The organism is Streptomyces griseorubiginosus (assembly GCF_017614965.1).
Taxonomy (GTDB): domain Bacteria; phylum Actinomycetota; class Actinomycetes; order Streptomycetales; family Streptomycetaceae; genus Streptomyces; species Streptomyces griseorubiginosus_B.
The window spans coordinates 24,703-50,022 of record NZ_WVUG01000012.1 but is presented as its reverse complement, the minus strand read 5'-3'; the positions used below and the strand labels follow the sequence as shown (position 1 = coordinate 50,022).

Sequence of the window (25,320 nt, the reverse complement as noted above, 5' to 3'; positions counted from 1 at the left end):
GCGAGACGGGGGTCGGCGGTGGCGAGGCCGACCCGCACCGCCAGGGCCAGTCCCTGCGCCGACGGCGTGGGCGGCGCCGCCCGGACTGCCCGAGCGACGGCCGCCCGGCGTCACAGATGGTGAAGTCGGCCAGGTCCGGATATGCCCCGTCGGTCGCCCGGCACCGCGCTTCGAGGCGCTCGTGCAGGTCATGCGCCTCGAAGCGACTGCTACCGCCCCGTGAGTTCGCAAGGTTTCCACAAGGTTCGCGGGATTTTCAGCCCCCACGGCAGCCCAACTTCCGGTAGTCAAGCCCGTCCACGGCTCAACGCGCCCGAGCCGGCCTGTGATGCGGGACGAGGTGGTACAGGCAGCGTTACGGTGACGAGCGCCCCGCCCGAGGGGAGGTTGGCCAGGCTCACCTGGCCGCCGTGGGCGGCGGCGATCATCCGGACGATGGAGATGCCGAGGCCGTCGGTGTCCGTGCCGGACGAGGTATCGGTCAGCAGCATGGGCGGGAATCCCCGGCCCTGGTCCTGGACCTGGAGGACGACGGCCTCGTCGGTGCGCTCCGCGGTGATCGTGACAACTCCGGGGCCTGCGGGGCCGCAGTGGCGCAGGGCGTTGTCGAGGAGGTTGTGCAGGATCTGGCGCAGGCGTACCGGATCGAGATCGACGGTGGTCTGCGCCGCGCCCGGAGTCCGTACGGTGATCGTTGCCGCGTCGGCCTCGGCGCGGGTGTAGAACGCCGCGGCGGCCTCGGTGAGCAGCCGCGGCAGCAACACCGGTTCGCGGTGCAGCGGAAGGCGGCCCTGCCGAGTGCGCGCCAGGACCAGGAGGTCCTCGGCGAGTCCGACGAGGCGGTCGGTCTCGGCGACGGCACAGCGCACGGCGGCCTCGAGTTCGTCGCGCCCGCGTGGCCGGGCCGTGGCGAGTTCGAGTTGCGCGCGCAGCAGTGCCAGCGGGGTGCGCAGTTCGTGTCCGGCAGTGTCGACGAAACGCTGCTCGCGTTCCAGCGCCTCCTGCAGGCGCGTGAGCATGGCGTTGAGGGTGCGCGCGAGGCGGGCCAGTTCGTCTCCGGTCGGCGGGACGGTCAGCCGCCGACCGGGCTCGGCCTCACAGATCGCGGCGGCCTCCCGGCGGATGCGCTCCACCGGCCGCAGGGCGGCACCCGCCAGCAGCCAGCCGGCGTAGGAGGACGCTGCCAGGGCGGCCGGACCGCCGACGAGCAGCAGGAGCAGCAGCCGGTGCAAGGCCTCCGCGCGATCGCCGAGGGGCGCGCCCACGACCAGGACGCCGGCACGGGGGACCTTGCCCGGCAGGCGGACGGGCACGGCGAGCAGGCGGGCCGGGTCGTCGACGCCCGCGACGCGTCGGACGGAGAAGACCGGCCTGGTGACGGACGGCGTGGCGGCGGGCGACAGCATCGGGGCCGCGGCGACGGCAGGGGTCGTCTCGACCACCTCCCCGCGCGGCAGGAGGATCTGGGCGAAGGACTCGTCGGGGTCGATGAGTCCGCGGCCCGCCTCCAGCGGCGCCCGCCCGCGCTCCGCCAGGGCACCGGCGGTGGCCGCGGCCCGCGCCCGCAGGTCGAGATCGACGGCGCGCATGAGTTCCCCGCCCATCCGGACGTACACGAAGGCGCCCAGCGCGGCCAGCACCGCAGCCATCGCCGCGCAGAACGCGAGGGTCAGCCGCACCCTGACCGGCAGCCTAGCCGACATGATCCACACGGTCCTTGCCATCGTCCGCCAACCAGTACCCGGCGCCGCGGCAGGTGCGCAGGCATTGCCGCCCGAACGGCCGGTCGATCTTCTGCCGCAGGTAGCCCACGTACACCTCGACGACGTTGGAGTCCGCATCGAAAGTGAAGTCCCAGACACGCTCGATGAGTTCGGCCTTCGACAACACCTCGCCGGGCCGCCGCATCAGGCACTCCAGCAAAGCGAACTCCTTGGCCGTCAAGGAAATCGGCGTCCCGCCCCGGGCCACCCGACGGGCCGCCGGATCCAGCGTGAGGTCACCGACCGCCAGCACGGCGGGCCGCTCCCGCGCACCCCGGCGGATCAACGCCCTCAGTCGGGACAGCAGTTCGGCGAGCGCGAACGGCTTGACGAGGTAGTCATCCGCGCCCAGATCCAAGCCGCGCACCCGGTCCTCCACCGCATCCCGCGCGGTCAGCAGCAGCACCGGCGCCCACCGGCCCGCCGCCCGGACGGAGCGCAGGACGCCGAAACCGTCCGTCCCCGGCAGCATCACGTCCAGCACGATCACGTCATAGTCGATCTCCCCGGCGTACCACAGGCCCTCCTCGCCGGTAGCGGCCACATCGACCGCGAAGCCGTTCTCCGCCAGGCAGCGCCGCAGCAATTGCGCCATCGGCGTTTCGTCCTCGACCACGAGAATCCGCATCACGCCTCCTCGCACAGGCCGGCGCCTCCAGCACGGCGCCTCCTGGCACAGGCCCGTCGCAACCAGCGTAGAGCCGGCTGCCTAAGGGGACACTGAGCGCGCTCGTACACGGAAAACCAGGGGATGCGAGGGATCTGAACGGTGCTCCGGCGAGACCCCGCCTGTGCGTGTGGTGGTCCTGGGAGGGGACACCGCGCGGGTTCGCCTTCGCCGTCTGGGACAAGACGGGGTACGGCGGGACCTGCCTGCCGCTCGGCCGCGCCGATCGGCAAGGGCCTTGCGCTGATGCCGATGACCGACACGTTGTTCGATTCGGTCGCAGACGGCAGCGGCGTACTTCGGCGGCGTAGGCGAGCAGCGGGCTGCAGTGTCGGATGGCGGCAGCACCGTGCCGGGTCCGCGTCAAGTGAAGGCGGGCCAGCCCTTCCCGCCAGCTGGCTGCCGATCTCTCAACGGCAGCCCCCGGAGCGTGTCCGTTTCAGGATCTCCTTAGTTGGCGGGGAGCAGGCTGGCGTCTTACCACCCGACTCGGGGAGTTCTCATGACACTCACCCCCACGCACAGCGCCGGCCCGCCCCGCACAGCGCCAGCCCTCACCCTCGCGGCCGCCTGCGCGGCAACACTGCTGATGATGGCCTGTTCACCGAGTGCAAACCCCGGCCAACGGTCCGTGACAGCCACCTCGACGAGCCCGGTTCCTCGCAGCTTCTCGGCGACCGTTGACAACCCCTGGTTCCCCCTGCCGCCCGGCCGGACGCTCATCTACAGCGGCACCAAGGACGGCGCGAAAACCACCGAGTACCTCACCGCCACCCACGACACCCAGAACATCACGGGCATCCCTTGCCGTGTCGTCACCGACCGCCTCTACTCCGGCCGCACGCTCCACGAGGCGACCCGCGACTACTACGCCCAGGACAACGCGGGCAATGTCTGGTACTTCGGCGAGGACACCGCCGAACTCGACGACCACGGCAACATGATCTCCACCGAGGGGACCTGGCGCGCCGGCCGTGACGGGGCCCGGCCCGGCGTCTACCTGCCCGCCCACCCCAAGCCCGGCGCGAGCGGACAGCAGGAGTACTACCCCGGCCAGGCCGAGGATCACTTCCAGGTGCTCGACCTCACCTCCCGCGTCTCCGTGCCCTACAAAACCTTCAACAAAAGCCTGCACACGAAAGAATGGACACCACTCGAACCCGGCACCATAGACAACAAGTACTACGCCAAAGGCATCGGCACCGTGAAGGAAATCAGCGTCAAAGGCAGTCCTTTCGAAGAAAACACACTCATCGCCATCAGGGGCTGAGGCCCCCGCGAACTCGTCGCGTTACCGCTGACGAGCCGCCACCTGACGGAGCATGAGATAGCCAACCTGGCAGCCGTCTTGAATGCGAACTATGTGACGGAGGGCGACAGGCTGGACTCCTGAAGGAGACCTCGGTCCACGGCCAACACGCCCCCAGAAGCGCCAACCGGCAGCTCAAACGCGCCACAGTCCTGTGCACGTTCGCCGCCCGTGCAGGAGCCCCTGCGCTTGGCGGGAGGATCAGCCGAACAGGCGCCGCTGGATCTCCCGCCGGTAGTCCTCCAGGGTCCGATCGAGGTGTACGGCCGTGGCGTCGGCGGCTTCGTCGGGGTGGCCGTCGCGGATGGCGCGGTAAATGGCCTCGTGCTCCTCGACCGCGGCCGCGGTGCCCTCACCGAGGGAGTTGTGAATCCCGATAGCGCTGGACTGACGCTGCAGCCGACGGGCGTCGCGCACCGCGCTGCCGAGGAACGTGTTGTGCGAGGCGACCGCCACCGCCGCGTGGAAGTCGTCGTCGCCCTGGTTGAAGACGCCGACCTCACCCTGGGCGTACCCCTGCCGGCACTGCTGCATGGCGACCTCGATGGTGCGCAGCTCGGCCGGCGTGGCGCGGGTGGCCGCGAGTCTGGCGGCGGCCATCTCCTGGACCCGGCGGAACTCGAAGAGCATGAGGACGTGGTCGAGGTCCACGGGCCGGAAGAAGCCGCCCCAGCGACTGGCGATCAGCATGCCGTCGTCGTCCGCCACGAACAGCCCGCGTCCCTTGTGCGCCCGCACCCGGCCGAGCGCCGAGAGGATCTTCACGGCTTCCCGGACCACAGCCCGGCTGGTGTCCAGCCGCTGGGCCAGGTCGTTCTCCGTGGGCATCCGGTCGCCGGGTACCAGGCGCGCCTCGGCGATGAACTCGAGAATCCGCTCCGCCACGACCTCGTATCCGGGCCGGTAGTCGCGCCGCTCGTCCGCGCCGTTCACCGCTGCCGCCACGGCGGGCGTGTCTTTCATGGGTGCTGCCTCCGGGTGACTGCGACGACAGTGACTGATCGGCCTTGAAGCCGTGCTCAGCGTACCTCAAGCCCAAATGAGTCGTACTCATTTTCGGCGCTGCAGATCGCGAGAGCATGGGTTGTTTGCGTGATTCTTGGCTATTTATGCAGGTTACGCAACGGAAAGAAGCGCCCTCATACCTGCACCGAGCCACGAAAAAGACGTACACACCCCTTGACGCCTTCTGTGATATGGCGGCTAATTTCTTCCGCAGCGGTGATGACAGAGCCGTCAGCCTTACGCACCCCCAGTGGAGTCGCTCATGTCCGTCTACAAGCCTTCGACCCACCAGGAGACAGGGACCAGCCGGAGAGGTACCGCGTTGCTGGCCGCCTGTGCCGCCGGTGTGATGCTCACAGCGGCCGCCTGTGGCAGCGGCGGCACCGCCGGCACGACCACCAAGGACGGCTTCGCCCAAGCGCCGCAGAAGGACGGCGCCTTGACCGTCTGGGTGGACGCGACCCGCATGGACGCCGCGAAGCTGTACCAGTCGCAGCATCCGGACGTGAAGATGGACATCGTCAGCTACGACGGTGACGCCAACGGGTCCAACTACCTCCAGACCAAGGTCCAGTTGTTCAACCGCACGGGCAAGGGCTGGCCGGACGTCGTCTTCAGCTCCCAGAACAACGAGGCGAGCTGGGCCGTCCAGGCGGGCTTCGCGGCGCCGCTCAACAAGGGGCTGATTCCGCAGGCGACCCTCGCCGGGTTCGCCAAGGGCGCCAACGACGTCTGCACGGTCGACGGGACCCTCTACTGCCTGCGCAACGACCTCTCCCAGGCGGTGCTCTGGTACAACGCGCCGTTGCTGAAGAAGTTCGACTACACCGTGCCGACGACCTGGGAGGATTACCAGGCCCTTGGCGAGAAGGTCGCCAAGGAGCACCCCGGCTACCTCGTGGGCGACGCGGGCGACACCTTCACCCCCGAGATCTACCTGTGGGCGAGCAAATGCGGCGCCAACCACATCACCGGCCCCAAGGCCGTCTCGGTCAACACCACCAGCGAGGCCTGCACCAAGATGGCCAAGCTGCTGGATGTGCTGATCAAGAACAAGTCGATGTCGATCAGCGGCGTCTTCAGCACCGACTTCGCCAAGAACGAAGCCGACAAGGTCCTGCTGATGCCCGGCCCGGCGTGGTACGGCGGCGCGGTCTTCAAGGACGGCCTCAAGACGCCGGCCAAGCAGATCGCGGTGGCGCCCATACCTCAGTGGCAGGGCGACACCTCCCCCTCCACCGGCAACGTCGGCGGCGGCACCTGGCTGCTGTCCAAGCACTCCACCCACATCAAGGCGGCCACCGACTTCCTGAAGTGGGTCACCACCGACAACGCCTACCAGGGCGAGAAGGCCCCCGGCTTCCCGGCGTACGCGCCCGCCGCCGAGAACTGGCTCAAGGCGCAGAACGCCTCCGGCTACTTCGCCGGCGACCTCACCGCCCTCAAGAACGCCTCCTCGCAGGTGTGGTCCGACTGGGGCTCGGGCCAGTTCAGCCAGGAGGCCATCTGGGCCGCCACCGTCAAGCCCGGCCTGACGCAGGGCAAGACCATCGAATCGCTGCTGCCCGCCTGGCAGGACGCGATCGTCAAGTACGCGCAGGCCGACGGATACAAGGTCTCGAAGTGACCCTCACGCCCTCCTCGGCCGGCTCCGTCCGGGGGCGCCCTCGCGGCACCTCCCGGCAGAGCCGGGCCGGCGTGGCATTCGTCGCCGGTTACGTGCTGCTGCTGATCGCCTTCGGCGTCCTTCCGACCTGTTACGCCATCTACTTCGCGTTCACCAACGCCGGAGGCGCCTTCACCGGCCTGTCCAACTTCGTCACCACGGCACAGGACTTCCGCTTCGTCGACTCCCTGGGCCACGTGGCCCTCTATCTGGTCTTCTGGCTCCTGTCCCTCGTGGTGTTCGTGGTGGTCCTGGCCCTGCTCCTGCATCGGGTGTCCTCGGGGCCGGTCAGCCAGGCACTGCGCTTCCTCTACTACATCCCAGGGGCCCTGGCCGGCGCCGCGAGCGTCCTGGTGTGGCTTTTCATGCTCGACCCGACGGTCAGCCCGGTCAGCTCCCTGCTGGAGACACTGGGCTTCCACACCTTCGGCGAGGTCATCGCCCCCGGCAATCTGGCGCTGCTGTTCACGATCATCGCGTTCTGGACCGGCGCGGGCGGCTGGATCGTCGTCATGTACGGGGCGCTGAACAACATCCCCAGGGACGTCATGGAGGCCGCCCGCATCGACGGCGCGAACGGCTGGCAGACCGCCTGGCGGGTGCAGATCCCCATGCTCCGCAAATGGATCGTCTACATGGTGATCCTGGCCTTCGCGGGCGGCGCGCAGCTCTTCGTCGAGCCGCAACTGCTCTCCCTGGCCAGCGTGGGCGTGGCCGGGCGCGACTACTCGCTCAACCAGCTGACGTACGACTTCGCCTTCCAGATGAACAACATCAACGGCGCCGCCGCGGTCTCGGTGGAGCTCCTGGTCGTCAGCGTGTCGGTCGCCGGTGTCTTCGTCGCACGATCGGGGTTCTTCGATGCCGACTGACACACGATCCACCCCATTTGCAGCCGCTCCCCGCGCGAAACGGGATCAGCACCCCGGAAGCCGGCACGGGCAACCACGGCCGCGCCACCGTCCACCCGGCCAGGTGACGTCCCGTCTGCTGGCCGGCTCGGTGCTCACCGTGTTCGTGGTGTTCTTCGTGCTGCCGGTGCTGTGGCTGCTCCTCGCGGCGACCAAGACCGACCAGCAACTGGTCCACGACAACCCGCTGTCCTTCGGGTCCTGGCACGCGCTGAAAGCCAACTGGCACGCGCTCACCGCCTTCCAGGACGACGCCATCCTGCTGTGGCTGCGCAACTCCGCGCTCTACGCCGCGATCTCGCTGGTCATCACGCTCTGCCTGGCCGTTCCGGCCGGGTACGCGCTCGCGATGACCGAGTTCCGCGGCCGGCACACGCTGCTGATCGCGACGCTGGTCGTGATGCTGATGCCGAACGCCACGCTGGTGGTGCCACTGTTTTTGGAGATCAACGCGGTGCATTTGATCGGCACGATGTGGTCGATCATCCTGCCGTACTCGTTCTACCCGTTCGGGGTGTACCTGACGTACATCTACTTCACCACCGCCGTGCCCAAGGACCTCCTGGCCGCCGCACGCATCGACGGCTGCTCCGAGTTCGGCGTCTTCCGCCATGTGGCCCTGCCCCTGGCGACCCCCGTCATCGCGCTGGTCGGGTTCTTCAGCTTCGTCGCCAACTGGACGAACTACTTCCTGCCCTACGTGATGCTCCCCGAGAGCGACCAGATGCCGATCCAGGTGGGCGTCGGCAGTCTGCTCAGCAATGTGCCGTCGTTCAATCCGACCGTCGGCGCACTCGCGATCCAACGCCCGCAACTGGCACTGGCGACGCTGGTGGCCATCACCCCCGTGCTCGTCGTCTTCCTGTTCGCCCAGCGCTTCCTGGTCAGCGGAATGCTCGCCGGCGCCACCAAGGAGTAACAGCTTCATGCCTTTCAGACCTCACCCCCACGTCTTCGTGGACGACACCCCGGCTGCCGACCAGGCATCCCCCGCAGCCGACGTCCAGGCCTCGGTCCCGCTGCTCGAACCCCCCGGCTGGGCCGTCGCCCAACGCGCGCTGTTCGACCTGCTCGACCACGCCTGGCGCCGCTTCCAGCACGCCTTCACCGGTCCCGACGGGCGGCTGAACTACAACGGCCCACTGACCACCCGCGACGGCGTGGACGACTTCTACGAAGTGTTCTTCAACTGGCCCCAGCTCTACCTCCTCGGCGGCGCCGACGACCTTCTGCCCGCCAGCGAGAAGCACTGGGAGGGCGTGACCCGGCAGCTGACCGAACTGGACATGCTGCGCGACGAGTTCGAGCGCGGCTACGACTGGTTCCACCAGGGCGAGAGCCTGCTGCTGCTCTACTTCCTGTGCATGGCCGCGCCCGACCGCTGGCGTGAGCGCGCCCTGCGCTTCGCCGAGTTGTACGTCGACCCCGCCAAGGGCAACTACGACCCCGAGCACCGCATCATCACCCGCCCGCACAACGGCAGCGACCCCGAGCGCACCGGCCTGTTCGACGGCGATGTGTACCCCTGGCTGCCGAAGGAGGCGGAGACGTACGGCTATCCCCTCGAATGGCTCCCCGAGGCCCAGGACGGACCGTACCCGCTCTCGGCGGACCCCCGGCTGGGCGAGCAGATGCGGGACCGGATGGGCGTCGGCGACACCGCGGTCAACCTCGCCGCCGCCGGACTGGTCCTCAACGCCTGGATCCTGTCCGGCGAGGAGCGCTACCGGGACTGGATCGTCGAGTACGTGGGCGCCTGGCGCGAACGCACCCGCGAACACGGCGGCCTGATCCCGGACAACGTCGGCCCTGACGGCATCGTCGGCAGCCTGCTGGAAGGGCGCTGGTACGGCGGCCACTACGGCTGGTCCTGGCCGCACGGCTGGCACAGCGTCGGTCACGCGGCCTGCGTGGCGGCGCTGGCGGCGGCGACGGTCACCGGGGACGACGACTACCTCTCCATGGTCGCCACCTCGCTCGACACCCTCATAGGCCACGCCAAGGTCATGCCCCACACGGAGGCCGACTCCAGCCTGCCCTCCAAGTGGGCGGTCGAACTCGGCCCGGACCGGCACACGCCCACGCTCCACCTGCCGTTCCGGCACAACGACTCGGGCTGGTTCGACTACAACCCGGCCACGCCCCCCGTGCCGGTGGCCCTGTGGCACCACACCTCCTCCCAGGTCGACCGCGCCCGGCTGGAGCGGCTGCGCGAGGCGGACGCCATCGACTGGCGCACCGTGCGGCCGTTCCGGTCCAAGGAGGACTCCGGACACGAGAAGGCGTGGTTCGCCTTCCTGGCCGGCGACGACCCCGACTACCCCGAGCGCATCCTCGCCGCCGCCCAGGCCCAGGTCCGCCACCGGCTGCGGCGCATCGACCGCTACCGGGACCTGGACGTGCCCGAGGCCGACATCCACGTGTGGCAGCTGTGCAACCCGGTGGTCACCGAGGCCCTGGTACAGCTGACCTGGGGCGGCCCGCAGGTGCTGTACAACGGCGGTCTGCAGCAGGCGAGGCTGCGCTACCACGACGCCGACGCCCGCCGAGCCGGCCTGCCCGCGGACGTCGCCGCCCTGGTCACCTCCATCGACCCCGAGGCGACCACCGTCGAACTGGTCAACCTCTCCCCCGGCACCGACCGCACGGTGATCGTCCAGGCGGGCGCCTTCGCCGAGCACACCATCACCGGCGTCCGGTACACCACCTGCACGGACGACGGCTGGATCGGAGACATGTACGACTACGGCCACACCGAGCCCGTCGTCACCGAGTCGGAAGCCCCCTGCGACTCACCGTTCCTGACGGTCCCTCTGCCCGCCTCCACCCGTATCCGGCTCACCCTGCGGCTCGGGATGCGCACCCGCACACCCAGCTACCGCACGCCCTTCGACGGGGCCCACTGCGATGACACGACAGGGGAATCGCCGTGAAGCGCATCGCCCAGACCATCCGGCTCCGCCCCGAACGCCGCGAGGAGTACCTCCGCCTCCACTCCGCCGTGTGGCCCGGCGTCGAAGCCGCCCTGCACCGGGCGAACATCCGCAACTACAGCATCTTCCTCCATGGTGACGTGCTCTTCGCCTACATGGAGTACCACGGCGAGGACTTCGCGGCGGACATGGCGTCCATCGAGGCCGACCCCGAGACCCAGCGCTGGTGGAAGCTCACCGACCCGTGCCAGGAACCCTTCCCCGACCGGGGCGAGGGCCGCCAGTGGACTGAAATCCCCGAGATCTGGCACCTGAGCCCGCCCGACGACGACGCCACCGTCTGACCCGGCCCGCACCAGCCCGACCCCGACTTGGACCACCCCGTGAACACATCCGTGCTCGTCGACGCCCACCACCACCTGTGGGACCTCACCCACCGCCCACAACCCTGGCTCGACGACCCCGGCGTGGCATCGATCCGCCGCACCTTCACCCCTGACGACCTGCGGATCACCGCCACCCACCCCATCGCGGGCCGACGGCTGCACAGCACGGTGGTCGTCCAATGCATCGCGGAGGTCGCCGAGACCGAGGACCTTCTCGCACTCGCCGAGCAGGAGCCCCTGGTCCAGGCCGTGGTCGGCTGGGCCGACCTCACCACCCCGGCCATCGCAGACGTGCTCGACCAGTTGCTCGCCGGGCCGGGCGGCCGCTACCTGCGCTCCCTGCGGCACCTCGTCCAGGGCGAGACCGATCCGAACTGGCTCCAACGTCCCACCGTGGAACGGGGGTTGCGGGCGGCCCGGGATCGTGGACTGCGCTACGACGTGCTCGTCCGCGCCCACCAGCTCGACCAGGCGATCCGTCTCGCCGAACGCTTTCCCGACCTGCCCCAGGTCCTCAACCACGCGGGCAAGCCGGACATCGCCCGGCAGGACTTCGCGAACTGGGAAGGCCGGATTCAGCGGCTGGCCGCGCACCCGCACGTGTTGTGCAAGGTCTCCGGGCTGATCACGGAGGCCGACCACTCCCGCTGGACCACCGCCGACATCCGGCCCGTCTGGGACGTACTGGCCTCCGCCTTCGGCCCCGAGCGGCTGATGTTCGGCTCGGACTGGCCGGTCGCCAACCTGGCGGGGGGCTGGAACCGGTGGGCCGCCACCGTGGACGAATTGCTCATCGGCTGGAGCGAGAGCGACATCGACGCGCTCCTCGCCGGGACCGCCACCGCGTTCTACGGCCTTACGCCCGTCGCCGGAAGGAAGGACGCGACGGCCCGAACGAGCTGAACAGCGCCCACCGAACATCGCGCCGAACCCGCGCAGAACCCCCGCCTACGTGCGCGGCACCGTCCTGCCGGTCGACGGCGTTTGGCTGAGCCGATGACCGCCGACCTCCCCGGCCTGCTCGCCGAAGCTCGGATCGTGCCGGTCCTGGCCGTGCCCGACCCCACCACGGCCGCCCGCCGGCCCGCACCCTGGCCGCGGGCGGCGCCCGGCGCGCGGAGGTCACCTTCCGCACCCCGGGCACCGGGCAGGTGGCGAAGGCGATGGCGGCGCACGGCGCTCTGATGGTCGGCGCCGCACGGTGCTCACCGCCGGACAAGCCGAGCGGGCGGTTTCGGCCGAGGCCGCTTTGTCGCGTCCCCCGGCTTGGACCACGAGCTCCTCGCCAGTGCCCGGAGCTGGGAGTGCCCGTCCTTCCCGGGGTGGCCACCGCCACGGAGGTGATGAGCGCGCTGCGGGCCGACCTCGACAGGGTCAAGCTGTTCCCTGCCGAACCGCTCGGCGGCAGGGCGACGCTCCGGCCCGTCGATGCCGAGGAACACCAGCGGACGATCAGCCGTCTGGAACAGCAGACCGTCGATCTGAAGGCGGCCCTGGAGGAGCGCGAGGCCGAACTGGGGGCGGCCCGGGAAGCCAACCGGCAGCTGACGAGAGCCCTCAACCAGCGCGAGTGACGGGGCCGTCAGCTGGGCGCCACTTCCGAGACCAACACCCGAAGGAGGCTCGATAGTGTCGCGGATGGGGCGTACTCACTGGATGTCGCACATCAGGTTGCGGTGTAGCCGCCGTCCACGGCCAGGACGGATCCGGTGACGTAGGCGGCGCCAGGCGAGGCGAGGAAGGCGTAGGGGGCGGCGATCTCCTCGACGGTGGCCCGGCGCCCGAGCGGGGTGAAGATGTTGATGCGCCGGTCGGAGGCCGGGTCGTCGTGGGCGGTGACGCTGTCCATGATGTTGGCGACGTAGCCGGGCGCGACCGCGTTGACCCGGATGCGGTGTGCCGCCCACTCCGCTGCGAGGGTGCGCACGAGCTGGTTGATGCCGCCCTTGCTGGCCGCATACGGGGCCAGGGTCGGGATGCCGACCGCACCGGCGATGGAGGACGTCATGGTGACCGACCCGCCGCTGCCCTCGGCGATCCAGTGGCGGGCGGCGGCCTGGGCGGGCTGGAAGGCGCCGCGCAGGTTGACCGTCAGGACGCGGTCCCACTCCTCGGGGGTGTACTCGACGGCGGGCTTGATGATGTCGATGCCCGCGTTGCAGACGAGGTGGTCGAGGTGTCCGAAGACGTCGACTGCTTCGGCCACCAGGACGCGGGCCAGATCTGCGTCGGTCACGTCGCCGGCGAGGGCAGCGGTCCGGGGCCGCTCGCCGTCGGCCTGCGGATACTGCTCACGCAGGGTCTTGAGCGCGGCGGCGGTCTCGGCCTCGTCGTAGCCGTTGACGAGGACGCTCGCGCCCTGGGCCAGCAGAGTGCGGGCGATGGCCAGCCCGATGCCGCGGCTGGACCCGGTCACGACGGCCACAGTGCCGGAGAGATCGAACAGATTGTTCATGTCAGGCTTCCTCGCTCCCCGGTGTGGCCGGGGCGGTTGCTTTCCAGCGCGGCCACCGCCCGGGCCAGGCACAGGGCGGCGGCGCGTTCGGCCGCTTCGGCGTCCCCGGCCTCGATCGCGGCGACGATCGCCGCGTGCTCTGCGGTCTGGTGGCGTACGGCGTCGGGCAGGGGGGAGTCGATGACGGCCCGCAGCGTCTCGCGCAGCCCGTCGGTCAGGTGCCCGTACAGGTCGATCAGGGCGCTGTTGCGTGAGGCTGCCACGACCTGGCGGTGAAAACGCAGATCCGCCTCCACGAATGCCTCATGCTGCTCCGGGCGGGTGCTCTGCGCCCGGTCCCGGTCCGCCAGCGCCGCCCGCAGCAGAGCCAGGTCATCGGTGGTGGCGCGCACGGCAGCCATCCGGGCGGCGTCCCGCTCCAGAGAGGCCCGCACCTCGTAGACCTCCAGCACCTCTCGGTGCTGGACGACGCGGGCCAGGGCGGCGCCGACCCCGCTGCGCGAGCGGACGTAGGTGCCGTCGCCCTGACGTGCCTGCAGCATCCCGGTGTGCACCAGCGCCCGCACCGCCTCGCGGACGGTGTTGCGCCCCACGCCCAGCCGCTCGACGAGCTCCGGCTCGGAGGGGATGCGGTACTCCAGCGGCCACTCGCCGCTGGTGATCAGGCCCTCTATCTGCTCGATCACCTCGTCGACCAGATTCCTGCGGACCGCTCCGCGCAGCGGCATGACCGGGCCCTTCCCTTCCTGGTGGTTGCCATCACCCTAACAGACATGTGGTCATCCCATGTTTGTAGCAAGAGCTGCCCACCTGGGCGACCCCGGAACACGTGCGTCACCCCTCGCGCTGCGACAGCCTGACAGGCCGCCACAGCGGCCAAGCCGTCATCGAACTCCGCCTCCGGCCACACCGCCCGCCCCAGAGAAGCCTCTGCGTCAGTGGTGCATGGCACCCGTGCAAGAGCAATGGGGACCTGGCGTACGCCACACCAGCACCCGCTCCTGACCCGCCGCGTGCCCGGCCGAATGACGAGCACGCCGGACCCGGTGCCAGTCCAGCGCTCGCGATGCGGACGTCCTACTGGCTGGTTTCCCAGGGCATGGGCGCGGCCACGGCCTGCGCTCCGTACGCGGTGACGGTTGCGGCAGTCACGAACATCACCGCCGGCGCACGCTTGCACCGATGAATCTCTCTCAACCCTTGGCGGTTGGTCGGCGGTCGGCCACCGGCGTCCGATGCGGCGAGCGCTCTGACGGCCGGCCGCCAGTCTCACCACGCGCGTCACCCCGGGCCAAGACGCAACCGACGGGCCACGTTCCGCACATCGGCGGCGTCTGTACAAATGGGTGGAGCCCGTCTGACCGCAGAGCCTCCACCGGCGTCGACGCCACCGCCTTCGCCGGCCAGCAGTTGCTCGCCGCGGGGTGTGCGATCGCGCCGGCCAACCGCACGGTCCGCGAGCCCGGAGTCCGGATGCGCCGCTTCGTGGACGCGTGCCAGCACCCAATAGCTCCGTCCAGTCGTCCCGGGTCTCGCGCGCCCGGGCAACACTGCAGCCCCGAGCAGAGAGCTCGGGGCCACGCACGTGCTGTGGAGGTGAAGTGCGATCGCCTACGCGGCAAAAGGGCAATGCAGGACTTCAGCCGAACCAATGTCCGGAATCAGGCCGCGACGAGCTCCCGCTCGCGGTCCGGCGTCTTGACCTCGCGCTCCTTGTTCGGCAGCGAGAGCCGGAAGACCTTGCGCCACGCGGAGAACACCTGCTTGGGCAGCGGGCCGGTGACGTACTCCAGCTCGTACTTCTCGAACAGCGCGCGCACCTTCACCGCGACCTCGGCGTACCGGTTGCTCGGCAGGTCCGGGAACAGGTGGTGCTCGATCTGGTGGGAGAGGTTGCCGGTCATGAAGTGCATGGCTTTGCTGCCGCTGATGTTCGCCGAGCCCATCATCTGGCGCAGGTACCACTGGCCGCGCGTCTCGCCCTTGATCGACCGGCGCTCGAAGACCTGTACGCCCTCGGGGAAGTGCCCGCACATGATCACCGAGTGGGACCAGAGGTTGCGGACCAGGTTCGCGGTGAACGTGGCGGCGAGCGTGGGGAGGAACGACGGGCCCGACAGCAGCGGGTGGATCACGTAGTCCTTGAGCACCTGCTTGCGGATCTTGCGGCCCACGGCCCTGGCACGCGCGCGGAACTCAGGGTCCTTGCGGCGGCGCTTGTTCAGGTTCTTGCCGAGCTCCAGGTCGTAGGCGGCGATGCCGTACTCGAAGAAGCAGGCGTTGATGAAGTTCCACAGCGGCTGGCCGAGGTGGAACGGGTGCCACTTCTGGTCCTCGTCGACGCGCATGATGCCGTAGCCGAGGTCGTTGTCCTTGCCGATCACGTTGGTGTACGTGTGGTGCAGCTCGTTGTGGGAGTGCTTCCACTGGTCGGCCGGTGAGACGTGGTCCCATTCCCAGGTGGTGGAGTGGATCTTCGGGTCTCGCATCCAGTCCCACTGGCCGTGCAGGATGTTGTGGCCGATCTCCATGTTGTCCATGATCTTCGCCACGGACAGACCGGCGGTGCCGAGCAGCCATGCGGGCGGAAAGATCGAGAACAGCAGCACTCCCCTGCTGACCAGCTCGAGCGTGCGTTGCGCCGAGATGACCTTGCGGATGTAGGCGGCGTCCTTCTCGCCGCGGCCGGCGATCACCTCGTCGCGGATCGCGTCCAGCTCGCGGCCGAGTTCCTCGATCTGCTCCGCGGTCAGGTGGGCAGTGGGGTCGATGGCGGTCAAGATGCTCCTACCGGTCGATGTCGCAGGGGCCCGCCGCGGCGGACACGCAAGTTTGGATGAGGACGCCCGGCTCTGCCTCGGTGATCTCGCCGGTGCGCAGGTCGCGGACGGCGCCCGCCTTGAGCGGCGTGACGCAGCCGAAGCAGATACCCATGCGGCACCCGGAGGGCATGAGGACGCCGGCCTCCTCGCCGACGTCCAGCAACGGCGTGGCGCCGTCCGCGTCGACGGTCTTGCCGGTGGTGCTGAACGTGACCTCGCCGCCGTCGCCGGTGGCGACGACGCTGGGGCGGAAGCGTTCGGTGTGCAGGCGCTCTGGGACGCCGTGCTCGCTCCAGTGCTTCTCGGCGGCATCCAGCAGGCCCGTGGGCCCGCACGCCCAGGTCTCGCGCTCGGCCCAGTCGGGCACGAGTTCATCGAGACGGGCGATGTCGAGCATGCCGTCCGTGTCGGTGTGCAGCTCGATCAGGGTCAGCTTCTTGTCCGCGACCAGGTCGTGCAGTTCGTTGCGGAAGATCACGTCTTGCGGCTGCGGCGCGGAGTGGACCATGACGACGTCGTCGAACTCGGTGTCGCGGAGCATGCCCATCACGGGCGTGATGCCGCTGCCGGCCGTCAGGTAGAGCACCTTGGCGGGCTTGGCCTGCGGCAGCACGAAGTCACCGTTCGCCTGGTCGAGCTGGATCAGTGTGCCGGGTTTCACCCTGTGGACCAGGTGGTTGCTGACCTTGCCGTCCGGCATCGCTTTCACGGTGATCGTGACGCGGCCGTCCCGGCGGTTGGTCGGCGAGGTGATGGAGTAGGCGCGCCACAGGCGCACGCCGTCGACGTCGACGCCGATGCGCACGTACTGACCGGCCGTGTGGCCGCGCCAGCTTCTCCCCGGCCTGATCACGATGGTCGCGGCATCAGGCGTCTCGGGGTGCACCGCCTCGATGCGCCCCCGCAGGTCAGCGCCCGCACGCAGCGGGCTGACCAGGTCGAGGTAGTCCGACGGCAGCAGCGGCGTCGTGACCATCTCCAGCATTTTCCACGCCCTGCTGCGGAGGGCTGCACTCGTCATGACTCCAGCTTGCTGCGCCTTGAGGCGTAAAGTCCTGACCACAGGACGTGAATCTGGTCGACTGATTTGTTCGCAGGGAATAAAAACGTGAGCCATGCCATGCGGAGGGTCAGCGAACTGGCCCTGGATGAGACGACGGTCACCGCACTTCGGGCCGAGTTGAAGACCACCGCGGACGAGGTCGTCCAGGCGATCATCGACGAGGTCCCTCCCTACGCCAACGCCCTGACGGGCCACATGGGCGCCACCATCCGCCGAGCCGTCCGCACCGCCCTGGGACACTACCTGGACCTCGCAAGCGGGAAGGCCGCAGGCGGTGACGCCAGTGACGCGGCCTACGAGCTGGGCCGCGGCGAGGTCCGCGACGGCCGTTCGATGGACGCCCTGCTCAGCGCCTATCGCGTCGGCGCCCGCGTGGCCTGGCGATGCCTGGCAGCGGGTGCCGTACCCGCGGGTCTGCCCGCCGCCGAGGTCGCCAAGTTCGCCGAGCTGACCTTCGCCTACATCGACGAGCTCTCCGCCGCGAGCGCCGCGGGCCACGCCGACGAACTGGCTGCCCGGGGCAGGGCCCACGAGCGCCACCTGGAACACCTGGCCCGCGACCTCCTCGCCGGCGCGGCCCCGGACGTGCTGCTGGCCTCCGCTCAACGGGCCGGGTGGCAGCCTCCCGTTTCGCTGACCGCGGTCCTGCTGCCCGCCGCCCAGGCCCGGCCTGCCTACCGCACGCTGGACCCGAGCACCCTCGTCCTCGACGATCTGCCGGACGCCACCGGTGTGCTGCTCGTCCCCGATGCCGACCGATCACATCTCCTGCGGCAGCTGACCGAGCGCACCGCCGTGGTCGGCCCGGCCCGGCCCTGGACTCGTGCTTCCGCCTCGTACGCACGAGCCGTACGCGCGCGCTCCGTCTCCCCTGAAATTCGCGACACCGAGGACCACCTGCCCGAACTGGTGCTGAGCGCCGACGCGGACGCGTTCGCGGACCTGCGTGCCCGAGCCCTCGCACCGTTGCAGACCTTGCCTCCCGCGACCGCACTGCGGCTGGAGGAGACGCTGCGGGCGTGGCTGCTGCACCAGGGCAGGCGCGACGAGGCAGCGGCGGCGTTGTTCGTCCATCCCCAGACGGTCCGGTACCGGATGTCACAGCTGCGGGAACTGTTTCCGGACCTCGCATCGCCACACCGGGTCCTTGAACTGACACTGGCGGTCGGTCTTCGGACCATCTGACGCGTACGTCGCCCCTCCGACCGCGTCCGCAAGCAGTCCAGGCATCACGCCTCGCGGGTGGAATCACCAGCCGGCCCATGCGGCCCAGGCAAGAGCGGCATGAACCGGCTGAGACCGGGAGTTGATCCAGGACGCCCGCCGCGACACTCCCGTCGGTAGGTGGAGATGCCCACGGCGAGCAGCCAGTAGCTCAGCAACGCCCCCATCAGGGCCGTGCTGCCCCACCCGTTCGCCGCATAGAAGTGCGCGGGGGTGTTGCCGAAGAACAGGGACGGGACAAAGGCCAGGTTCACCGCGGCGAGGACGTAGGCCGAACGGCCAGTCCAGCCGGGAAGCAGGTGCGCGCGGGTGACTGCGTAGCCGACCGCGGTCAGGAAGAGCGCGAGCAGCAGGCGGCCGATCGAACCACAGAGGATGTACGTGCCACCACGCGTGCAGGCAGTTGGCCGCGAACATCGCCGTCCCTTCGCCAAGGCCATAGAGGATCACAGGAGCACTGCGTGGGTCGGTGGATTGCGGCCGGGGCTCAGTCGCCCCGGAATGCGGGGGCACGGGAGCCGGGCTGGTGACGCTCGAAGTAGTCGGCGAGGTGCGGGGCGATGGCGGGGATCTCCACCGGAGTGCCGCCCGAACGCAGCGACGTGGTGGCCGCGATGCCGGTCGCGACGGCTTCGCGGGCGGCGACGGGCGACGTCTCGGTTGCGCCGCCGTACGCGACGAAATGCAGGAACTCGTCGACGAGGGACTGATCCGCGCCGCCGTGCGAGCCGCCGGCTGCTTCGGCGGGGGGCAGGGTCAGATCCGCCCCGGGGCGATAGCCGGACCGCCGCCGGTTCCACACCTTGATCACCGGGGCGTCGCCCTCGACACCGTCCCCGAGGTTCTCGATCCGGCCTTCGTCGCCGATGACGGTGTAGTTGCGCCAGTAGTCCGGGGTGAAGTGACATTGCTGGTAGCTCGTGAGCACCCCGTTGTTGAGGCGAGCAAGCACCATGCTGATGTCCTCCACGTCGATGACGGGGTTGAGGTCGCGCAGCGCGGACGGCGGCCAGACGCCCTTGTCGAACCAGTCCTGCACCCGCGCCGAACCCTGTGGCTGGGTACGGCGGTGCGGATTGGCACCGTAAACGGACAGGTCGCCCAGTGCGGTCACCGTGCGGGCGCTGCCGCCCGCCAGCCAATGGATCGCGTCCAGGTCGTGTGCGCCTTTCTGGAGCAACAGGCCGGTGGTCCGGGCTCGTTCGGCGTGCCAGTCCTTGAAGTAGTAGTCGCCGCCGTGGCCCACGAAGTGTCGGCACCACACGGCCCGCACGGTTCCGATCGCCCCCTCGTCGACGAGTCCGCGCATGGTGCGCAGGACCGGCAGATGGCGAAGGTTGTGCCCGACGTACAGCCGGGTGCCGGTGCGGGCCGCGGTGGCCAGGATCCGGTCGCAGTCGTCGAGGTCGATGGCCAGAGGCTTTTCGACGAACACAGCGACACCCGCTTCGAGGAAGTAGAGGGCCGGAGCGGTGTGCACGTCGTCCGGGGTGAGGACGAAAACTGCGTCCAGATCGTCCGCGAGCATGTCCTCGTAGTGCTCGTGGACCTGAACACCGCTCCCGAAGATCTTCCGGGCGTCGGCACGGCCACGCTCGGACGTATCGGCGCAGGAGACCACGCGGGCCCGACCGTGCCGCTCCGCCCGGCCGGCCAGCGCTGCCCGTTGGCCTGTGCCGACGACACCGACGCGCAGTTCCGGCTCGGCCGGATGACTGGTCATGGACACCCCTTCGTCGGAGACGGGGAGACACGGCTGACGCCTGGGCGCGGGTGGCCGGCGGAGGGTCGGCCGCCGTAGCAGGGGCGCTGTGACAACGCAGCCCGCACGAGGGCACGGCAGACATGCACCATGACTCACCACAAGCGACACGCATCCTGAGCCCGACGGCTCCACCAAGACCATAGATGCTCGATCATGCAGGATCAACGCCTATATCGAGCATCTTCAAGCATTCTTTGGCCACTCGGGGATCTCGGGCATCGTCGCCGATGCGCCGACCGAGGTTCGAGCACGGAGCCGGGGCGGACGCTCAGGTGCTCGGCATGCGATCACCCCACCTGAGAACCGCCACTGGTTGGCGGCCCTGGGTCTCCGCCTGTGCACCGGTCGGTCCTGGCCGGAGCGGCTCGTCGAGGTCGCGGTTCCGTCGGCCGCCGCCCTGGCCGCGTTGCTCGCCGTGACTTCGGCCCTGGGTGTGCCGCGATGTGATCGGCACGGTGACGTCGCGCCGGCTGTCGCGCCCTCGCGCGGGCCCCCGACTGGCCGCGCAACTGGGGGAGTTCGGCGGTGCGTTGACATCCTCACAGGTGGTCGCTTTACTCCTGGGCAAACGCCGGAGCCACGCTCCGCGTGCAGAGGCACGCCCAGCCGGTATGCAGCCCCTCGCGCCGCGAGCCCGGCCCGAGTCGCCAGGACGCCCACGTGTCCGAGGCGGGGACGTGCCCGCTTCCTCTGGAGCTCACCACATGAGCAACCTGAACACCGCCTCCCGCAAACTCACCGGCGCGGCCATCGGCGCTGCGGCCCTGACCGGCTCCCTGCTCGTCCAGGCGCCCTCGACGCAGGCCGCGACCGTAACCCCGCCGCCCGCCCATGCCGCCTTCGACTACCAGATCGGAGGCGCCTACACCCCGCCGAGGGGTGTCAAGGTCGTCACTCGTGACCACACCGCGTCCCCCGCTGCGGGCCTGTACAACATCTGCTACGTCAACGCCTTCCAGGCGCAGCCGGGCGCCGAGAAGGACTGGGACTCGGACCTGTTGCTGCGCGACTCCGCGGGCAAGGTCGTCTACGACGAGGACTGGGGCGAGGCCCTCCTCGACGTCAGCACGGACGCCAAGCGGCAGCGGATCGCCGGCACGATCGGAGCCCAGATCGACGGCTGCCGGAGCAAGGGCTACCAGGCTGTCGAGCCCGACAACTACGACAGTTACACCCGCTCGGGGAACCGCCTGACGGCGAACAACGCACAGGCGTTCATCAAGCTGCTCTCCGCCCGCGCCCACGCGGACGGCCTGGCCATCGCCCAGAAGAACACCTCCGAGCTGGCCGGCAATCGCAAGGCCAACGGCCTCGACTTCGCCGTGGCCGAGGAGTGCGGCCAGTACGACGAGTGCGGCGACTACACCAGTGCCTTCGGTGACAACGTGATCGTGATCGAGTACACCGACGCCGGCAGGTCGAAGGCGTGCCGGGGGTGGGGCGGCACGCTGAGCATCGTCCAGCGCGACGTGGACGTCTCACCGGCCGGCGCCAGCGGGTACGTCCGCAAGACCTGCTGAGTCGAAAGAGCGCGCGTCGGCCTGTAACGGCTCGGTGAGGCGTCACAGGCCGACGCTCACGCTCCGACCAGTGCGCAATCATGCATATTTCACCGCCGTTTCGCGCAGATTCACACAGGACCGCCTCTTGACAGACGCCCATCACCGTCGTTTAACTCCTGGCCAACGCCACAGTCGAAGCACTCGGCGACAGAGGTACGCCCAGCCGGTAGCTGGCCACGCGCCAGAAGCCCGGACTGAGTCGCCAGGATCCCGTCGGGGTCCGAGGCGGGGCCGTGCCCACCAGGATCTGGGGCCACACATGATCCTCATCCGCGCGACTCCCCCCAGCCGCCGCGACACGACGGCCCCGCCTGGACGCGCTCCCCGTGCTCACCGAGCCACACGGTCCCGCGAGGCCCGTACCCGCCCCGCCTCGCCGCACCCGAGGCGCGCCGTGCCGACGACAGCGGCACGAGCACCGTCCGCCTCGCGACGCTCGCGGCGCTGAGCCCCGCCCGCCGCGACGCCACGACCGACGCAGGTCGGCCGCACATCCGCCCCGGCGGGACCAGCGTCCTTGGCCGCGGCCGAAACGGCGTACGCCGAACGCGTCCAGCGAACGCACTCCTTGCGCGAACACACCTGTCCCACCGCTCCACACCGGAGGTACCCATGCGTGCAGCCACCCGCAGCGCGCCGCCCGCACGCCGCGATGTCCTGCGCACCGGCGCGGCCTGGGCCACGGCGGCGGCCACGGGCCTCTCGGCCGCCGGCTGCGCGGCGGGCGGCGACAACGGCGTCAGCGCCGACGGCACCGTGACCATCGAGATGTGGCACGGTCAGACCGACACCGGCAAGAAGGCCCTCGAATCCCTGGCCGCCGCCTTCATGCGCAGTCACCCCCGCATCCGGGTCGAGCTGGGCGGCGGAGTCCTCGCCGACTCGATGCTCCAGAAGGTGACGGCCGCGCTCGCTGCCGGCTCCTATCCGGACATCGCCTATATCTTCGGTTCCGATCTCGCCAGCGTCGCCCGCAGCCCGCAGGTCGTCGACCTCACCGACATGGTCAAACACGCCCATACTCCCTGGGGGACCTACTGGGAACCGGCACGTGCGGCCGTGACCGTCAACGGCCGGGTGCGCGCCGCGCCCGCGCTGCTGGACTCGCTCGCCGTGGTCTGCAACAAGAAGCTCTTCCGGCGGGCCGGCCTGCCGCTGCCGGAAGCAGGCTGGCGATGGGACGACTTCGTCGCCACCGCCAATGCGCTCACCGACACCGGCGGCGGCCGCTTCGGCACCGGCTGGCCCGGCGTCGGCGACGAGGACACCGTCTGGCGCCTGTGGCCCATGATCTGGGATCTCGGCGGGGATGTCGTCGCCGACGACGGCAGGCATATCGGCTTCGCCGACGCCGGGACCCGCGCCCTGGAAGTGGTGGCCACCCTGGCACGCGACAAGAGCGTCTACATCGACCCGAAGCCGGGCAGTGAGCAGATGTACCAGGTCTTCGAGTCCGGCCGCATGGGCATGGTGGTCACCGGTCCCTGGCAGCTGCCCGACATCCACCAAGCGAAGATCGACTACCACGTCGTGCCGCTGCCCAGCTTCTCCGGCCGGCCGGTGACCATTAGCGGACCCGACACCTGGACCGTGTTCGACAACGGCGGCGCCCGCAGACAAGCCGCCAAAACCTTCGTGACCTGGCTCATGCAGCCCACGCAGGACGTGCACTGGGACATCGACGCAGGCAGCCTGCCCCTCAGCCGACGAACCCGCGATCTGCCTGCCTGGCAGCACAAGGAAAGCGGCACCGAGGGACTGGGGGTCTTCACCAAGGCCCTCGACACGGCAAGGGCACGCCCCGTCCACGCCGCCTATCCGCAGATCTCCCAGGCTCTCGGGCAGGCCGTCGTCGCCGTGCTGCTGGGACAGCGCAGCCCAACCAAGGCACTGCGCGCCTGCGCCGCCGACGCCAATGCCGCACTGCTCATCCCGCGCTGAGGAGCCCCGTCATGTCGCGACTGCCCACCCCGATCACCGTGTCCCGGCCACCGACCAGCCGGCGGGCCCTGCGCCGCAGACGAGCCGGTGAAGCCGCCATGGCCTGGACCTTCGTCTCCCCCGCCGTGCTGATCATCATCGGCCTGAGCGTGGTACCCATCATCTGGTCGCTGCTGCTGTCCTTCCAGGCCGACGACCTCGTCACGCCCAGCCGTTGGGTGGGCCTGGACAACTACCGCGCCCTCGCCCAGGACCCGCACTTCAGCCAGGCTCTGCGCAACACCCTGCTGTACACCGCGCTGTACGTGCCGGCCAGCATGGTGCTCGGCCTGCTCCTCGCCCTCGCCCTCAACCGGCGCATCCGCTTCGTCGGGCTCTACCGCACCCTGTACTTCGTCCCGTTCGTCGTCTCCGCCACCGCGCAGGGCGTGCTGTTCTCATTCATCCTCGACCCCGAGTTCGGCGCCGCCAACGCCGTCCTGCACCACCTCGGCATCCCCTCCCAGGGCTTCCTCACCGACCCCTCCCAGGCACTTCCCGTACTCGTCGCGATCAGCCTGTGGAGCGGTACGGGCTTCTGCCTGGTGATCTACCTCGCGGCGCTCCAGGACGTGCCGGCCTCGTTGATCGAGGCTGCCCGGCTGGACGGCGCCGACCGCCTCCAGCTCCTGCGCCACGTCACGCTGCCCGCGCTCAGGCCCGTCACGGTGTTCCTGCTGCTGTGGCAGACCATCGAATCCCTCCAGGCGTTCGACCTCGTGTACGTCACCACCAAGGGCGGCCCGCTCGGCTCCACCACCGTCATCGTCTACTTCATCTGGCAGCAGGCCTTCCAGAACGCCACCGCCGGATACGGCGCCGCCTCGGCCTACGTCCTGGCCGCATCCCTGGGCCTGATCGGCCTGATCCTCCAGCTCCTCCGTCGCCGTCTGCAGGGGGCCTCCGCATGACCACCGTCTCCGCCCCGCCCGACGCCGCGCAGGCGGCTTCCGCCACCCCCAGCCGCGAGGTACGACGCCGCCACCCGCGACTGCCCTTCAGCCCCTGGCACTTGCTGCTCGCGCCCATGGCCCTGCTCTTCGCCATTCCCTTCATCTGGCTGGCGCTCAGCTCGGTGATGAGCAACGCCGAGATCAACCGTTTCCCGCCGGCGCTGTGGCCCTCTCATCTGGACCTGGGCGGTTACCGCTATGTGCTGGGCAACGCGATGTTCCCCCGCTGGTTCGCCAACTCGTTCCTCGTCAGCCTCGTCACGGTCACCGCGAACCTCGTGCTCGGCACCCTCGGCGGCTACGCGTTCGCCCGGATGCGGTTCGCCGGCTCCCGGCTGCTGCTGGGCCTGATGCTGGCCACGATGGCGATCCCGTTCCAACTCACCATGATCCCCACGTTCCTGGTGATGAAGCAGCTCGGCCTCATCGACACCCTCGGCGCGCTGATCGTGCCGTCCCTCGTCACGCCCTTCTCGGTGTTCCTCCTGCGCCAGTTCTTCCTCTCGCTGCCCCGCGAGCTGGAGGAGGCCGCCTGGATCGACGGCTGCTCACGGCTCCACGTGCTGTGGCGGATCGTGCTGCCCCTGTCCCGGCCGGCCCTCAGCACGGTGGCCGTCCTGACGTTTCTCAGCACCTGGAACGACCTGACCTGGCCCCTGATCGCCATCAACCACGACACCCAGTACACGCTCCAGCTCGGCCTGACGACCTTCCAGGGACAACACCACACCCAGTGGGCCGCCGTGATGGCCGGCAACGTCATCACCGTGGTGCCGGTCCTGCTCGCCTTCCTCGGCGCGCAGAAGGCGTTCATCCAGTCCATCACGTCCACCGGTCTCAAGGGCTGACCCCGCTG

At 69.7% G+C, this 25,320-nt stretch carries 21 protein-coding genes and 2 pseudogenes; 14 read left to right on the top strand and 9 right to left on the bottom strand.

The window, feature by feature from the left end; all coding sequences use genetic code 11:
- Nucleotides 1-287: 287 nt before the first annotated feature.
- Together GRC12_RS04220 and GRC12_RS04215 are read right to left on the bottom strand one after the other, a co-directional pair.
- Complete coding sequence (locus GRC12_RS04220; protein ID WP_208777435.1) at nucleotides 288-1,703, bottom strand: HAMP domain-containing sensor histidine kinase; 1,416 nt, start codon at nucleotides 1,701-1,703, stop codon at nucleotides 288-290.
- Nucleotides 1,693-2,391: a response regulator transcription factor gene (locus GRC12_RS04215; protein ID WP_208777434.1), complete on the bottom strand. Its 699-nt coding sequence runs from the start codon at nucleotides 2,389-2,391 to the stop codon at nucleotides 1,693-1,695. Before GRC12_RS04215 ends, GRC12_RS04220 begins: the two co-directional genes overlap by 11 nt.
- A gap of 541 nt (nucleotides 2,392-2,932) precedes the next feature.
- Here GRC12_RS04215 and GRC12_RS04210 point away from each other — a divergent pair.
- Nucleotides 2,933-3,700, top strand: coding sequence for a hypothetical protein (locus GRC12_RS04210; RefSeq protein WP_208777433.1), 768 nt, complete (start codon nucleotides 2,933-2,935; stop codon nucleotides 3,698-3,700).
- Nucleotides 3,701-3,940: 240 nt separating this feature from the next.
- On the opposite strand, the gene GRC12_RS04205 is transcribed toward GRC12_RS04210, so the two are convergent.
- Complete coding sequence (locus GRC12_RS04205) at nucleotides 3,941-4,702, bottom strand: FadR/GntR family transcriptional regulator (protein WP_208777432.1); 762 nt, start codon at nucleotides 4,700-4,702, stop codon at nucleotides 3,941-3,943.
- Nucleotides 4,703-5,006: 304 nt separating this feature from the next.
- Here GRC12_RS04205 and GRC12_RS04200 point away from each other — a divergent pair, with 304 nt between their 5' ends.
- The 7 genes from GRC12_RS04200 (at nucleotide 5,007) to GRC12_RS04170 (ending at nucleotide 12,214) form a co-directional block, all read left to right on the top strand.
- Nucleotides 5,007-6,371 (top strand): ABC transporter substrate-binding protein, encoded by a 1,365-nt coding sequence (locus tag GRC12_RS04200; protein ID WP_208777431.1) that lies wholly within the window; start codon nucleotides 5,007-5,009, stop codon nucleotides 6,369-6,371.
- Entirely contained in the window at nucleotides 6,368-7,282 is a 915-nt protein-coding gene (locus GRC12_RS04195; protein ID WP_208777430.1) for a carbohydrate ABC transporter permease, read from the top strand. Before GRC12_RS04200 ends, GRC12_RS04195 begins: the two co-directional genes overlap by 4 nt.
- 103 nt (nucleotides 7,283-7,385) lie before the next feature.
- A complete protein-coding gene (locus tag GRC12_RS04190; RefSeq protein WP_208777429.1) occupies nucleotides 7,386-8,240 on the top strand; it encodes a carbohydrate ABC transporter permease in 855 nt (284 codons plus the stop codon).
- 7 nt (nucleotides 8,241-8,247) lie between these two features.
- On the top strand, nucleotides 8,248-10,254 hold the full coding sequence (locus GRC12_RS04185) for a hypothetical protein (RefSeq protein ID WP_208777428.1): 2,007 nt from the start codon (nucleotides 8,248-8,250) through the stop codon (nucleotides 10,252-10,254).
- Complete coding sequence (locus tag GRC12_RS04180; RefSeq protein ID WP_208777427.1) at nucleotides 10,251-10,598, top strand: L-rhamnose mutarotase; 348 nt, start codon at nucleotides 10,251-10,253, stop codon at nucleotides 10,596-10,598. Before GRC12_RS04185 ends, GRC12_RS04180 begins: the two co-directional genes overlap by 4 nt.
- Nucleotides 10,599-10,637: 39 nt before the next feature.
- Nucleotides 10,638-11,543, top strand: a complete 906-nt coding sequence (locus GRC12_RS04175; protein ID WP_208777426.1) for an amidohydrolase family protein — start codon at nucleotides 10,638-10,640, stop codon at nucleotides 11,541-11,543.
- Between the two features lie 188 nt (nucleotides 11,544-11,731).
- On the top strand, nucleotides 11,732-12,214 hold the full coding sequence (locus GRC12_RS04170; RefSeq protein ID WP_208777448.1) for a hypothetical protein: 483 nt from the start codon (nucleotides 11,732-11,734) through the stop codon (nucleotides 12,212-12,214).
- Between the two features lie 92 nt (nucleotides 12,215-12,306).
- Here GRC12_RS04170 and GRC12_RS04165 read toward each other — a convergent pair whose 3' ends face one another.
- A complete protein-coding gene (locus GRC12_RS04165; protein ID WP_208777425.1) occupies nucleotides 12,307-13,095 on the bottom strand; it encodes an SDR family NAD(P)-dependent oxidoreductase in 789 nt (262 codons plus the stop codon).
- Nucleotides 13,092-13,823: a FadR/GntR family transcriptional regulator gene (locus GRC12_RS04160; protein ID WP_208777424.1), complete on the bottom strand. Its 732-nt coding sequence runs from the start codon at nucleotides 13,821-13,823 to the stop codon at nucleotides 13,092-13,094. Before GRC12_RS04160 ends, GRC12_RS04165 begins: the two co-directional genes overlap by 4 nt.
- Before the next feature lie 454 nt (nucleotides 13,824-14,277).
- On the opposite strand from GRC12_RS04160, the pseudogene GRC12_RS45310 reads away from it, so the two are divergent.
- A pseudogene (locus GRC12_RS45310) lies at nucleotides 14,278-14,589 on the top strand (DUF6207 family protein); the annotation flags it as partial.
- 167 nt (nucleotides 14,590-14,756) lie between these two features.
- On the opposite strand, the gene GRC12_RS04155 reads toward GRC12_RS45310, so the two are convergent.
- Nucleotides 14,757-15,875: a fatty acid desaturase family protein gene (locus GRC12_RS04155; protein ID WP_208777423.1), complete on the bottom strand. Its 1,119-nt coding sequence runs from the start codon at nucleotides 15,873-15,875 to the stop codon at nucleotides 14,757-14,759.
- A 7-nt stretch (nucleotides 15,876-15,882) separates the two neighbouring features.
- The gene (locus tag GRC12_RS04150; RefSeq protein ID WP_208777422.1) at nucleotides 15,883-16,938 is read right to left on the bottom strand and encodes a ferredoxin reductase; all 1,056 of its coding nucleotides are present in this window, start codon (nucleotides 16,936-16,938) and stop codon (nucleotides 15,883-15,885) included.
- 87 nt (nucleotides 16,939-17,025) lie between these two features.
- Between GRC12_RS04150 and GRC12_RS04145 the strand changes: the two genes are divergently transcribed.
- Complete coding sequence (locus tag GRC12_RS04145; RefSeq protein ID WP_208777421.1) at nucleotides 17,026-18,165, top strand: PucR family transcriptional regulator; 1,140 nt, start codon at nucleotides 17,026-17,028, stop codon at nucleotides 18,163-18,165.
- Between the two features lie 44 nt (nucleotides 18,166-18,209).
- On the opposite strand, the pseudogene GRC12_RS04140 reads toward GRC12_RS04145, so the two are convergent.
- Nucleotides 18,210-18,590 (bottom strand): annotated as a pseudogene (locus GRC12_RS04140) (hypothetical protein); the annotation flags it as partial.
- Between the two features lie 101 nt (nucleotides 18,591-18,691).
- Nucleotides 18,692-19,927, bottom strand: a complete 1,236-nt coding sequence (locus GRC12_RS04135; RefSeq protein WP_208777420.1) for a Gfo/Idh/MocA family protein — start codon at nucleotides 19,925-19,927, stop codon at nucleotides 18,692-18,694.
- Between the two features lie 746 nt (nucleotides 19,928-20,673).
- Here GRC12_RS04135 and GRC12_RS04130 point away from each other — a divergent pair.
- From GRC12_RS04130 to GRC12_RS04115, 4 genes are all read left to right on the top strand, one after another.
- Nucleotides 20,674-21,489: an endo alpha-1,4 polygalactosaminidase gene (locus GRC12_RS04130; protein WP_208777419.1), complete on the top strand. Its 816-nt coding sequence runs from the start codon at nucleotides 20,674-20,676 to the stop codon at nucleotides 21,487-21,489.
- A 654-nt stretch (nucleotides 21,490-22,143) separates the two neighbouring features.
- Nucleotides 22,144-23,472 (top strand): ABC transporter substrate-binding protein, encoded by a 1,329-nt coding sequence (locus GRC12_RS04125; protein WP_208777418.1) that lies wholly within the window; start codon nucleotides 22,144-22,146, stop codon nucleotides 23,470-23,472.
- An 11-nt stretch (nucleotides 23,473-23,483) separates the two neighbouring features.
- The gene (locus GRC12_RS04120; protein WP_208777417.1) at nucleotides 23,484-24,422 is read left to right on the top strand and encodes a carbohydrate ABC transporter permease; all 939 of its coding nucleotides are present in this window, start codon (nucleotides 23,484-23,486) and stop codon (nucleotides 24,420-24,422) included.
- Nucleotides 24,419-25,312, top strand: a complete 894-nt coding sequence (locus GRC12_RS04115; protein ID WP_208777416.1) for a carbohydrate ABC transporter permease — start codon at nucleotides 24,419-24,421, stop codon at nucleotides 25,310-25,312. Before GRC12_RS04120 ends, GRC12_RS04115 begins: the two co-directional genes overlap by 4 nt.
- Nucleotides 25,313-25,320: the final 8 nt, after the last annotated feature.

Coding starts and splice junctions, on each gene's coding strand:
- GRC12_RS04220 (WP_208777435.1), bottom strand. CDS start 1,703: ATGTCGGCTAGGCTGCCGGTCAGGGTGCGGCTGACCCTCGCGTTCTGC.
- GRC12_RS04215 (WP_208777434.1), bottom strand. CDS start 2,391: ATGCGGATTCTCGTGGTCGAGGACGAAACGCCGATGGCGCAATTGCTG.
- GRC12_RS04210 (WP_208777433.1), top strand. CDS start 2,933: ATGACACTCACCCCCACGCACAGCGCCGGCCCGCCCCGCACAGCGCCA.
- GRC12_RS04205 (WP_208777432.1), bottom strand. CDS start 4,702: ATGAAAGACACGCCCGCCGTGGCGGCAGCGGTGAACGGCGCGGACGAG.
- GRC12_RS04200 (WP_208777431.1), top strand. CDS start 5,007: ATGTCCGTCTACAAGCCTTCGACCCACCAGGAGACAGGGACCAGCCGG.
- GRC12_RS04185 (WP_208777428.1), top strand. CDS start 8,248: ATGCCTTTCAGACCTCACCCCCACGTCTTCGTGGACGACACCCCGGCT.
- GRC12_RS04165 (WP_208777425.1), bottom strand. CDS start 13,095: ATGAACAATCTGTTCGATCTCTCCGGCACTGTGGCCGTCGTGACCGGG.
- GRC12_RS04160 (WP_208777424.1), bottom strand. CDS start 13,823: ATGCCGCTGCGCGGAGCGGTCCGCAGGAATCTGGTCGACGAGGTGATC.
- GRC12_RS04150 (WP_208777422.1), bottom strand. CDS start 16,938: ATGACGAGTGCAGCCCTCCGCAGCAGGGCGTGGAAAATGCTGGAGATG.
- GRC12_RS04135 (WP_208777420.1), bottom strand. CDS start 19,927: ATGACCAGTCATCCGGCCGAGCCGGAACTGCGCGTCGGTGTCGTCGGC.
- GRC12_RS04130 (WP_208777419.1), top strand. CDS start 20,674: ATGAGCAACCTGAACACCGCCTCCCGCAAACTCACCGGCGCGGCCATC.
- GRC12_RS04125 (WP_208777418.1), top strand. CDS start 22,144: ATGCGTGCAGCCACCCGCAGCGCGCCGCCCGCACGCCGCGATGTCCTG.
- GRC12_RS04120 (WP_208777417.1), top strand. CDS start 23,484: ATGTCGCGACTGCCCACCCCGATCACCGTGTCCCGGCCACCGACCAGC.
- GRC12_RS04115 (WP_208777416.1), top strand. CDS start 24,419: ATGACCACCGTCTCCGCCCCGCCCGACGCCGCGCAGGCGGCTTCCGCC.